Genomic DNA, 11,543 nt, shown 5'->3' with positions numbered 1-11,543 from the left:
AGAGTTGGAGAGAAACATGACCGCTCACCAGAAGAACTTCATCGCCGGCGAATGGGTCGACGGCTCCGGCATCACGCGGGACATCAACCCCTCCAATACCAAGGACGTGGTCGGCGAATACGCCCGGGCCGACAAGGCGCAGACCGAAAAGGCGATCGCCGCGGCAAAGGCCGCCTTCCCGGCCTGGGCCCGCTCGACGCCGCAGGAGCGCTTTGACGCGCTGAACAAAATCTCTCTCGAAATCCTCGCCCGCAAGGAAGAGCTCGGGCGCCTGCTTGCGCGCGAGGAAGGCAAGACGCTGCCGGAAGGCATTGGCGAGGTCGCGCGCGCCGGGCAGATCTTCGCGTTCTTCGCCGGCGAGGCGCTGCGGCTGACGGGCGAAAAGGGCGCGTCGGTCCGGCCCGGCCTTGAGGTCGAGATCACCCGCGAGCCGGTCGGCGTCATCGGTCTGATCACTCCGTGGAATTTTCCGATCGCGATCCCGGCCTGGAAGATCGCACCCGCGCTCTGCTACGGCAACACCGTGGTGTTCAAGCCGGCCGAGCTGGTGCCGGGCTCGGCGCATGCGTTGTCCGAGATCATCGCGCGCTCCGGCATTCCGGCCGGTGTGTTCAACCTCGTGGTCGGCTCCGGCTCGGTGGTCGGCCAGACCCTGCTCGAACATCCCGATGTCTCTGCGATCTCGTTCACGGGTTCGGTCGCCACCGGACGCAAGATCGCGCAGGCCTGCGTGCTCTCGACGCCGATGAAGAAGTTCCAGCTCGAAATGGGCGGCAAGAACCCGTTGGTCGTACTCGACGACGCCGACCTGAAGGTCGCGGTCGAGGTCGCCATCAACGGCGCCTATTTCTCGACTGGCCAGCGCTGCACCGCGTCCTCACGCCTGATCGTCACCGCGGGCATTCATGACCGCTTCGTCAGCGCCATGACCGAGCGGATGAAGGGCCTCTCGGTTGACGACGCCCTGAAGAGCGGTGTGCATATCGGCCCGGTGGTCGACCAGAGCCAGCTCGACCAGGACCTCCGCTACCTCAAGATCGGCCAGGACGAGGGCGCCAAGCTTGCCTGGGGTGGCGAGCTCTTGAACCGCGAGACGCCCGGTTTCTATCTTCAGCCGGCGCTCTTCACCGAGGCCAACAACCAGATGCGCATCGCGCGCGAGGAGATCTTCGGTCCGGTCGCCTGCGTGATCCGCGCCAAGGACTACGAGGAGGCACTTGCGATCTCCAACGACACCGAGTTCGGCCTCGCCTCGGGCATCTGCACCACCAGCTTGAAATACGCCTCGCACTACAAGCGCAACAGCGAGGCCGGCATGGTGATGGTCAACCTGCCGACCGCCGGCGTCGACTATCACGTGCCGTTCGGTGGCCGCAAAGGCTCGAGCTACGGCGCGCGCGAACAGGGCGCCTATGCGCGCGAGTTCTACACCGCGGTGAAGACGGCTTATACTTTCCCTGGGTGATGACGGCGCACGTACCACGACGACGCTGCCCACCTCTCCCTTGGGAGAGGTCGGAGCGCATCGCAGATGCGATCCGGGTGAGGGGTTACGGTCCCTCGTGAGACCTGTTCCCCCTCACCCGCGCCTTCGGCGCGACCTCTCGCCGTTGGGGAGAGGTGGTCGTCGGCGGCTCGGCCGACTTCCCCAAGCACAGCGAGTTTGTGAAAAACGATCATGGACCAGGACGTCGCAGCGAAAGAACAACCCCGTTACATCAAGCTCAACGCGCGCGATAATGTCGCGATCGTCGTGAATGATTTCGGACTGCCCGCCGGCTCACGCTTCGCTTGCGGCCTGACGCTGCGCGCCTTCGTGCCGCAGGGACACAAGACCGCGCTCGTCGACATCGCGGAAGACGCACCGATCATCCGCTACGGCGAGGTGATCGGCACCGCGCTGTCGCCGATATCAGCCGGCGAATGGGTCGACGAGGCGCGCATCCGTATGCCCGACGCGCCGCCGCTCGATCAGCTCGAGATCGCGACCGCCGTGCCACCAGCGCTAGCACCGCTCGAAGGTTTTACATTCGAGGGCTATCGCAATGCCGACGGCTCGGTCGGAACGAAGAACATTCTCGGCATCTCTTCCTCGGTGCAATGCGTCAAGGGCACGATGGAATATGCGGTGAAGCGCATTCGCGCCGAACTCCTGCCGAATTATCCGAATGTCGACGACGTCGTGCCGCTGACGCATGCCTATGGCTGCGGCGTCGCGATATCAGCCCCCGATGCCGTGGTGCCGATCCGCACGCTGCAGAATCTTGCGCTCAACCCGAATTTCGGCGGCGAGATCCTTGTCGTCGGGCTCGGCTGCGAGAAGCTCGCACCTGAACGGCTGCTGCCGGAAGGCGTCGGCGACGCCATCGTACGGATGCAGGACGAAGCCTTTGACGGCTTTGGCGCGATCGTCGACGCCATCATGTCCCAGGCCGAGGCGCGGTTGAAGGTGCTCAACACCCGCAAGCGCGAGACTTGCCCGGCCTCAGATCTCGTGATTGGCCTGCAATGCGGCGGCAGCGACGCCTTCTCCGGTGTCACCGCGAACCCCGCGGTCGGCTTCGCCGCCGACCTTTTGGTGCGTGCGGGTGCAACCGTGATGTTCTCGGAAGTGACTGAGGTCCGCGACGCCATCCAGCTTCTGACCCGCCGCGCCGTCAATGAGGATGTCGGCCGGGCATTGATCCGCGAGATGGCCTGGTACGATGCCTACCTTGCCCGCGGGGGTGCCGACCGCAGTGCCAACACCACGCCCGGCAACAAGAAGGGCGGGCTCGCCAACATCGTCGAAAAGTCGCTGGGCTCGATCGTCAAGTCCGGCTCCGGTCCGATCACCGGTGTGCTGTCGCCCGGCGAGAAGGCACGGCAGAAGGGCATGCTGTTCGCGGCGACGCCGGCGAGCGATTTCATTTGCGGCACGCTCCAACTTGCCTCCGGCATGACGCTGCAGGTGTTCACCACCGGCCGCGGCACGCCCTATGGCCTTGCCGCGGCGCCCGTGATCAAGGTTGCGACCCGCAGCGAATTGGCACGTCGGTGGAAGGATCTGATCGATTTCGACGCCGGCTGTATTGCGACCGGCGAGAAGACGATCGAGGAGACAGGCTGGGACCTGTTTCGCCTGATTCTCGATGTCGCAAGCGGCCGCACCAAGCCGTGGTCGGATCGCTGGGGCATCCACAACGACCTCACGCTGTTCAACCCCGCGCCGGTGACCTAAGGCAAGCCCGCGCCACCGGTTAACCGCTCGTTAGCCATGCCGCAATCGGCCGGGGAACGTCGCAACTCGATTCAAATTGTCCTGGCATGGAGGCAGACATGACCCGGACGAGCAAGGATCTCAAGTATCAAGCCGATCGCGCCGAGCGGCTGGCACGCACCGGCATCGATGCGCTGACTGCTGAGCGCCTGCGCGCTTACGCCGATGAGTGCCGCAAGCGGGCCGCAACGGCGGAGCGCGAGGCGCGTAATTGCCCTATCGCCGGCGCGGCATCGATGTCGGACGATCCGCGATGAGGCGGCAAGGCGCGTCAAATCTTCCCCAGTCCCCGCACCTCTTTCGTTGCGATCTTGATCAGGGGCTTGATCGCCTGCTCCTCGCGGCCGAGCACCACGCCCGACGCAAAAGCGCGGGTGCGCTCCTTTCGATGCGGCGCCTTGAGTGCAGCATCAACCGCCAGCCTGCGGTGCGCAACGAAATCATTGAGCGAGCCGAGCGCGTCCTGGATCCGCTTCAGATGCTTTGACTGCCGCGCAAGCTGCCTTTGCTCGCGCTTGCTGGAAAACAAGCTCTCGAAGAAATCGATCGCGTATCTGATTTTCTTGGCCCTGATACGCACCTTGTGCCGCTCCGCCGCAGACATCTCGTCGAGACGCCTACCGCTCTTGCGCAGCTTTCTGAGGCGACGACAGAGCAACGCGGCAGCAAATTGGCCGATTGGGCCGCCTTCGTCCGCTGCGGAGATCGTCTGCTTCGCTTCGATCCATTGCAGTGTGTCGATCAACAGGACGCGGTAGCGTGTCGAGCTGACTGCCGTCCTTGCGCGCGCGAAGGCACGGTCGCGGTTTCTGGAAAACTCCTGACGGATCACCTTGCCGCCACGACGCAGCAAGGCATCGTGGGAGGCAGGCTCGATCTCCTCCTTGATGAAGACGTCCAGCTCGCGTGCCGGCGCAAGCTCATTGGCCAGCCACTTCAGTTGCGCCTTGGCCTCTTCCGTACTCGGCCTATCCAGGATTTTCGAGAACAGCGAGATCGCCGTTCGCAGCCGGCGCAGGCCGACCCTCATCTGATGAATTCCTTCCGGCTCGCCCTCGCGGACTGCATCGGCGTTCGACGAGAAGTGGCGGAACGCCGCGCGCGCGATCACCCGAAATGCCTCGCCGGACGTGAACTCTGGCTCCAGCACGATGTGCTCGGCCGAGACAACGAGATGCTCCTGGTCGCTGGCAAGCTCGTATCCGTGTTCGGACTTCGAGCGCAGGTCGAGTTCGGCTCCAGCCGTCCGCTCCAGCGCCCTCGCGAGGCGGAACAGGTCGAGCCGCTGCCCGCTCTTCAACTCGAGTTCGATCTCGCCGATCGGGCGTGAGCGATGCCCGACGGTGGTCTGCCCGCGATCGATGGCGAGCACGATCTCGCTCTGCTTCATGCGCAACGGCACGGTGATCCGCCGCACCGACGTTTCGAACACCGGCTTCAGCTTGCGACGCAATTTCCTGGATGCGATTGCCTCGAGCGGTGTGTTGTCGGCTTTGCTCAGATCGGGCTCGTCATTGTCGAGTTCGGTCTCCCACTCCCCCCGGTCGAACTGCGTGCCGCCCGCCGCCTTGATGGTCTGGACATATCCGCGGCCATCCTGGCGGATGCGCAGCGAGAGGCCGCGCCGCTTCAGCTTGTGCTTGGCGGTGTCAAAATAGGTCGAAACCAGATTGCTTTCGGACGGTTTATCGCTCCTGCTGCCGGCAATCCGCGGCCTCACCAACGTCTTCAGCTTGCGCGCAGGAACGCGGAATTTGAGCTCCGTCTCGACAGCCATTGTCCCTCCACGGAGTTCACACTGCCAACAACGCCTGAGACGTGTTCGGGGCTCCGCCATCAAATCGGGAGAGAAACAATAAAGTCCGCCACAGCCCGGTCAACTTCGGGTGAGGCTTGGTCGGCCGTCAATCGTCGTCATGATCGACGCTTTCGCTTCTCGACGCATTCCCCCTTGTTGATGACAGTTGGTTCTGTCACGGCTCGCGCTCCCTGACTTGCTGCAAATGCTCACGTCCGCACGCCAAGGGACGATCATGGAACTCGATGAACAGACGTTCACCACTGTGGCGAAATGATCATGTTTGGTGCGTTGAATAGCCTGAAACGATGTCCCACGTCCTTACCAAGGAGGACGTTCCATGAAACAGTCGCAGCATTTCCTCGACAATGCGGAGAATTGCGCCCAGCTCGCAGAGCGCGCGTCCGATGAGCCGACCTACAATCGATACAAGCGGATGGAGGCTGCCTGGCGCGCGCTGGCCAGGGAGCAGGACTGGCTCGATGGCGAGACTTCACCTTCGGACAATCTGGTCGAATCTCCGGCGCTTTCCGATGGAGCCCGAGGAGCTGCCTGACGGCAGTTCATTCCGCGTTACGCTAATGATACCCAACCGTCACGCATGCTCCCTCGCCGAGACCTTGTCGAGCGCACGTAGCACTGCATCACCCATTTCGACGGTCGATAGCTTCCTCGCGCCGGCCTCGGCGATATCGGCAGTCCGAGCGCCTGAAGCGAGCACGGCCTGCACCGCCTTCTCCAGCAGGTCGGCGTCGGCGGGACGGTTCAGCGTCAGGCGCAGCAGCATCGCGACGCTCAGGATCGAGCCGAGCGGATTGGCGATGCCCTTGCCCGCGATGTCGGGCGCGCTGCCGTGCACCGGCTCATAGAGTGCCTTGCGACGGCCGTAGCGGTCGACCGGTCCGAGCGATGCTGACGGCAGCATGCCGAGCGAGCCGGAGGCCATCGCGGCGCAGTCCGACAGGATGTCGCCGAAGATGTTGCCGGTGACCATCACGTCGAACTGCCGCGGTGCGCGCACGATCTGCATCGCGGCATTATCGACATAAAGATGGGTCAGCTCAATGTCGGAGAACTCCTCCTTGTGGAGCGCAGTGATCTCCTCACGCCACAGCACGCTGGTCTCCAGCACATTGGCCTTGTCGACCGAGCAGACTTTGCCCCTCCGCGTTCGCGCCAGCTCAAAGGCGGACCGCGCGACGCGGCGAATCTGGTTGGTTGTGTATTGCTCGGTGTTGAAGCCGCGCCGCTGCCCGTCCGGCAGCGACTCGATTCCGCGCGGCTCGCCGAAATAGATGCCGCTGGTCAGCTCCCGGATGATGACGAAGTCGACGCCGTCGAGCACTTCGGGCTTTAGCGGCGCGGAGGCCGCAAGTGCCGGACTCGCCACGATCGGCCGCAGGTTGGCATAGAGATCGTATTTGCTGCGCAGACCAAGCAGGCTGCCGGCCTTGCGCGCCGCCGCCGGCACCTCCTTGGTCTCGGGTCCGCCGGTCGCGCCCCACAGGATCGCATCGGCCTCGTCCATCGCCTCGGCGGTGTCCTCCGGCAGCACCTTGCCGGTCGCAAGATACGGGATCAGCCCATACTGCGCCTCGCGCAGCGTCATCGGCACGCCGCGCTTGGCCGTGAACCAGTCGAGCACGCGGCGGGATTGCGCCGTGACCTCGGGACCGATGCCCTCGCCGCCGACCACGGCGACCTTGACCATATTGGAGTGCGTGCTCATGCCGGCGTCCTTGCAAAATGAATCCAGGGCCGCGCCGCGCGGTCCGAGGCCTGGAAGGCGCGGATCTCGTCGTCGCGCTGCAAGGTCAATGCGACCTCATCGAGCCCCTTCAACAATCCCTCGCGCCGCCTTGGATCGATCTCGAACGAATGGCGCGCGCCGGACGGCGACACGATGGTCTGCGTTTCCAGATCGATCGAGACCTTGCCCGCGCCCTGTGTCGCCTCGATATCGGCCGCCAGCGAATCCACCACCGCCTGGTCGACGACGACGGGCAAGATTCCATTCTGGAAGCAGTTGGCGAAGAAGATGTCGCCAAAGCCCGAACCGATGATGGCACGGATACCCATCTCCTGCAGCGACCACACCGCGCCCTCGCGCGATGAGCCGCAGCCGAAATTCGGACCGGTAACCAATATCTCCGCCTGGCGGTACGGCTCGCGGTTGAGGATGAAATCCGGATTCTCGGAGCCATCAGGCAGATAGCGCAGCGAGCCGAACGCCCATTTGCCGAGCGTGCCGCGGATCGAATTGCCGACCAGCCGCTCGATGCGGATGATGACATCGGTATCGATATTGCTGCGCATGATCGGCGCTGCGGTCGCGATGAGCTTGTTGAACGGCTTCGGCATCGTCAATGTCCCATCATCCTGACATCGGCAATCGCACCGGCAATGGCCGACGCCGCGGCGCTCGCCGGGCTCGCCAGATGCGTCCGCGCCCGCGGGCCTTGGCGGCCGACGAAATTGCGGTTCGAGGTCGAGACCGAGCGTTGCCCGGGCGCTACCACCTCGCCATTGGCGGCAAGGCACATCGAGCACCCCGGCTCGCGCCATTCGAACCCGGCCTCGGCAAAGATCTTGTCGAGCCCTTCGGCGACCGCCGCGCGCTTGACGTTCTCCGAGCCCGGCACGACCCAGGCGCGGACGCCGGGAGCCACCTTGCGGCCGCGCGCGACTTCCGCCGCCGCGCGCAAGTCGCTCAGCCGGCTGTTGGTGCAGGAGCCGATGAACACCCAATCGACCGGTGTGCCCGCGATCGGCGCGCCGCCTTGCAGGCCCATATAGTCCAGCGCGGTTTCGATCGCCGCGCGCCGAGCGGGATCGTCAACCGACTTCGGATCGGGAATCCGACCATCGATACCGATGACGTGCTCGGGACTGATGCCCCAGGTCACCTGCGGGATGATCTTCTCGACATCGATCACCACCTCGCGGTCGAACACCGCGTCCGGATCGCTCGGCAGCTCACGCCACGCCTTGACTGCGAGCTCCCACATCTCGCCCTTCGGCGCATAGGGGCGGTCGCGCAGGAATTCGAAGGTCTTCTGATCCGGCGCGACCATACCGATCTTGGCACCGAGCTCGATCGAGAGATTGCAGATCGTGAGCCGGCCCTCGACGGATAAGTCGTGGATCGCGCTGCCAGCATATTCGACCGCATAGCCGGTGCCGCCGGCTGCGCCGATATTCCCGATCAGCGCCAGAATCATGTCCTTGGCGGTGACGCCGAGCGGCACGTTGCCCTCGAAACGGGCGCGCAACGTCTTGGGTCGGCGCTGGATCAGCGCCTGGGTCGCGAGCACATGCGTCAGCTCGCTGGACCCGATGCCGAAAGCGAGCGCGCCGAGGCCGCCATGCGTGCAGGTGTGGCTGTCGCCACAGACGATCGTTGCTCCCGGCAGGCTCAATCCAAGCTCCGGCCCGATGACGTGGACGATGCCCTGGCCGGGTTGGTCGACGTCGAACATCGCAATCCCGCTCGCCGCGGTCTCGACCCGCAGCGCAGCCAACAGCTCGTGTCCGATCTTGCTGGTTCCGGCGCGACCATGCGCGGTGGAGATCGCATGATCGGGGGTCGCAAATGTCAGCTCGGGATTGTGAACCTTGAGACCCCTGCTCTTGAGATCGAGCAGTCCGCGCGAGCCGCCGAGATCGTGCAGCAGATGGCGGTCGATATGCAGGAGATCCGTATCCTCGCTCAAGCGGGCAATGACATGCTGGTCCCAAATCTTGGCCAGCATCGTGCGGCCGGTCCTTTGCAAGACAGTGCTCCCTTTGGCTTCTTGAGGCCAGCGGCAAACGCCGCCGAACGCCGCTTGGCGCGTCTTTGACTGCAAGCATCAAATCATGCAGAGGCTGGCTCCGCCAGAGCCGAGTGGCGAACACGACATGGAGGGAGGCTTGCACCTGTGCGGCTTGACAACGACCCGTAGCCCGGATGGAGCGAAGCGCAATCCGGGGGCAGTTCAACCTGATCCCGGATTTCGCTGCGCTCCATCCAGGCTACGCAGATGACAATGGCCCTCTTTCATCGCGGCCGGGTACAAACGCACTCACGACGCCAGCGCTTCTTCCGGCATCACGACCGCCAGGTTCTGGCTCTCGGCGACGGCGCGGTTGGTGATGCGGCCGCGATGGATGTTGAGCCCGGCCCGCAGATGCGGATCCTCGACCAGTGCTCGCAACCCCTTCGATGCGAGCGCGAGACCGAACGGCAGGGTGGCGTGATTGAGCGCGTGGCTCGAGGTGACCGGCACCGCGCCCGGCATGTTGGCCACGCAGTAGTGCACGACGTCATCCACCAGATAGGTCGGCGCCTGGTGCGTGGTCGGCTTGGAGGTCTCGAAGCAGCCACCCTGGTCGATCGCGACGTCAACCAGCACCGCGCGGCGCTTCATGCTGGCGAGTTGCGCGCGCGAGACGAGCTTCGGTGCGCTGGCGCCGGGAACCAGAACTGCGCCGATCACGACATCGGCGGCAATGATCTCCTGCTCGATCGCTTCCAGCGTGGCGTAGCGGGTGCGGATGCGCCCGGCGAAGAGGTCATCAAGCACGCGCAACCGCGGCAGCGAGCGGTCGAGGATGGTGACGTCGCTGCCGAGCCCCGCGGCCATCCGTGCCGCATGGCTGCCGACCACGCCGCCGCCGATGATCGCGACCCGCGCCGGCGGAACGCCAGGCACGCCGCCAAGCAGCTTGCCCATGCCGTCGGCGGATTTGCGCAGCGCAGCGCCTGCGGCTTCGATCGCAAGCCGGCCGGCAACCTCGCTCATCGGCGCGAGCAGCGGCAGCCCACCATGCGCATCGGTCACGGTCTCATAGGCAACCGCGGTGCATCCGGAGGCGAGCAGCCCCTTGGTCTGGGGGACGTCCGGCGCAAGATGGAGATAGGTGAAGAGGATCTGGCCTTCGCGCAGCCGCGTCCATTCGGACGGTTGCGGCTCCTTCACCTTCACGATCATGTCGGCCGCGGAGAACACTTCCTCGGCCGTATCGGCGATCCTGGCGCCGGCCTGGCGATAGACGTCATCGCCGGAGCCGATGCCGTCGCCGGCCCCGCGCTGCACCACCACCTCGTGTCCATGCGCCACATATTCGCGCACGGATGCCGGCGTCAGCCCGACCCGATATTCCTCGACCTTGATCTCCTTGGGCACGCCGACACGCATGATCCGCTCCTGAAAGAATCGTTTCCGGCTTTCACAAAACTAATCCTCGTCGGGCGGCGTTTCTCAGCGAAATCCGGCTTGTCGGCGCGACGATACGCTCATATTCTTCGTAGCCGGCCGGACAATTAGGGGAAAACTGCGTGGACGGTCTCGATCGTATCGATCTCCGAATCCTTGCCGAGTTGGTCTCCGACGCCCGCGCCAGCCAGATCGAGCTTGCCGAAAAGGTCGGGCTGTCGCCGACTGCCTGCGCCCGGCGTATCCGTCATCTCGAGGAGACCGGAGTCATCCGCGGCTATCGCGTCGACCTCGAGCCGACGGCGCTCGGGTTGGTGACGACGGTCGTCGTCACCATCACGCTGGAGAAGCAGAGCGAGGATTATCTGGCGGCATTCGAGGCCGCGATCGCGCGCTGCCCCGATGTCGTGTCCTGCCATTTGATGTCGGGCAGTGACGACTATCACCTGCAGGTCATCGCCCGCGACATTGCCGATTTCGAGCGCATCCACAAGCAGCATCTGTCACGGATGCCGGGCGTCGCCCGCATCCATTCCAGCTTCGCGATGCGCGAGGTGGTCCGCCGCACCATACCGGAAACCGCGCTGCGCGGCTGATCGCCGGCGCGCCCGTTAGGTCGGATTGCGGCTCGCACGCGGCCACATCCGCGACAACGTCTCGTCCCGCTTCACGACGACATGCCAGATCGTCGCGGCGATGTGCAGCGCGACCGCGGCATAGACCAGATAGGCAAGCAGGCCATGCGCCACCTCGCCCGCATGCGCGACCGCCTTGTCGCCGGCAAACAGGCGGGGCCAGCTAAAGGTCCAGAAATAGCGCAGCGAGTAGCCGCCGGCCGACGAGAACATGTATCCCGTGACGGGCATGGCGAAGAGGATCACATAGAGCGCCCAGTGATTGAGTCGTGCCGCGATCCGCACCAGCGGCGAGAACGATCCCGGCTCCGGCGGCGCCACCGTCACGGCGCGCACGATGAGCCGCAGGATCGCGAGGATAAACAGCGTCGCGCCAAGCGACTTGTGCACTTCGAGCAGTTCGCGCCGCGGCGACGTTCCCGCCGGCTGCAATCCGCAGTAAAGCCCGATCAACATCGCCGCGATGAACAACACCGCCGTTGCCCAATGGATCCTGCGCAACAGCGGATCGTAGCTGGCCGTCACTTTCGTTGTCACAAAGTACCTTCGATTGAGCCTGCGGAGGCCAAAGAACGGAGCCGCTCTGTAGATGATCGCGCCGGGATTGCCTACCGGGGATTAATTCAATTTCGATCACAATAGCGCACGGTTCG

General features: G+C 64.6%; 11 protein-coding genes. 5 read left to right on the top strand and 6 right to left on the bottom strand.

Annotated features, from left to right (window positions below):
• The first annotated feature begins 16 nt into the window (after positions 1-16).
• From P6U25_RS07285 to P6U25_RS07275, 3 genes are all read left to right on the top strand, one after another.
• The gene (locus P6U25_RS07285) at positions 17-1,465 is read left to right on the top strand and encodes an aldehyde dehydrogenase family protein (RefSeq protein ID WP_407150825.1); all 1,449 of its coding nucleotides are present in this window, start codon (positions 17-19) and stop codon (positions 1,463-1,465) included.
• A gap of 213 nt (positions 1,466-1,678) precedes the next feature.
• On the top strand, positions 1,679-3,220 hold the full coding sequence (garD, locus tag P6U25_RS07280) for a galactarate dehydratase (RefSeq protein ID WP_407150824.1): 1,542 nt from the start codon (positions 1,679-1,681) through the stop codon (positions 3,218-3,220).
• Between the two features lie 98 nt (positions 3,221-3,318).
• Complete coding sequence (locus P6U25_RS07275; protein ID WP_407150823.1) at positions 3,319-3,516, top strand: hypothetical protein; 198 nt, start codon at positions 3,319-3,321, stop codon at positions 3,514-3,516.
• A 14-nt stretch (positions 3,517-3,530) separates the two neighbouring features.
• Here P6U25_RS07275 and P6U25_RS07270 read toward each other — a convergent pair whose 3' ends face one another.
• The gene (locus P6U25_RS07270; protein WP_407150822.1) at positions 3,531-5,036 is read right to left on the bottom strand and encodes a CHAD domain-containing protein; all 1,506 of its coding nucleotides are present in this window, start codon (positions 5,034-5,036) and stop codon (positions 3,531-3,533) included.
• 361 nt (positions 5,037-5,397) lie between these two features.
• Between P6U25_RS07270 and P6U25_RS07265 the strand changes: the two genes are divergently transcribed.
• Positions 5,398-5,613, top strand: coding sequence for a hypothetical protein (locus tag P6U25_RS07265; protein ID WP_407150821.1), 216 nt, complete (start codon positions 5,398-5,400; stop codon positions 5,611-5,613).
• Positions 5,614-5,652: 39 nt separating this feature from the next.
• On the opposite strand, the gene leuB is transcribed toward P6U25_RS07265, so the two are convergent.
• From leuB to ald, 4 genes are all read right to left on the bottom strand, one after another.
• Complete coding sequence (gene leuB / locus P6U25_RS07260) at positions 5,653-6,786, bottom strand: 3-isopropylmalate dehydrogenase (RefSeq protein ID WP_407150820.1); 1,134 nt, start codon at positions 6,784-6,786, stop codon at positions 5,653-5,655.
• The gene (gene leuD / locus P6U25_RS07255) at positions 6,783-7,418 is read right to left on the bottom strand and encodes a 3-isopropylmalate dehydratase small subunit (protein WP_407150819.1); all 636 of its coding nucleotides are present in this window, start codon (positions 7,416-7,418) and stop codon (positions 6,783-6,785) included. The genes leuB and leuD overlap by 4 nt, the downstream gene beginning before the upstream one ends.
• 2 nt (positions 7,419-7,420) lie before the next feature.
• Positions 7,421-8,809, bottom strand: coding sequence for a 3-isopropylmalate dehydratase large subunit (leuC, locus tag P6U25_RS07250; protein WP_407150818.1), 1,389 nt, complete (start codon positions 8,807-8,809; stop codon positions 7,421-7,423).
• Positions 8,810-9,121: 312 nt separating this feature from the next.
• A complete protein-coding gene (ald, locus tag P6U25_RS07245; protein WP_407150817.1) occupies positions 9,122-10,237 on the bottom strand; it encodes an alanine dehydrogenase in 1,116 nt (371 codons plus the stop codon).
• 140 nt (positions 10,238-10,377) lie between these two features.
• Between ald and P6U25_RS07240 the strand changes: the two genes are divergently transcribed.
• Positions 10,378-10,851 carry an Lrp/AsnC family transcriptional regulator gene (locus P6U25_RS07240; RefSeq protein ID WP_407150816.1) on the top strand — a complete coding sequence of 158 codons (474 nt, stop codon included), beginning with the start codon at positions 10,378-10,380 and terminating at the stop codon, positions 10,849-10,851.
• A gap of 15 nt (positions 10,852-10,866) precedes the next feature.
• Here P6U25_RS07240 and P6U25_RS07235 read toward each other — a convergent pair whose 3' ends face one another.
• Positions 10,867-11,427, bottom strand: coding sequence for a cytochrome b (locus P6U25_RS07235; protein WP_407150815.1), 561 nt, complete (start codon positions 11,425-11,427; stop codon positions 10,867-10,869).
• Positions 11,428-11,543: the final 116 nt, after the last annotated feature.

It is taken from the genome of Bradyrhizobium sp. ORS 86, from assembly GCF_045571475.1.
Lineage (GTDB): Bacteria > Pseudomonadota > Alphaproteobacteria > Rhizobiales > Xanthobacteraceae > Bradyrhizobium.
The sequence above is the reverse complement of the archived record's forward strand: the minus strand, read 5'-3'. Positions and strand labels throughout refer to the sequence as shown.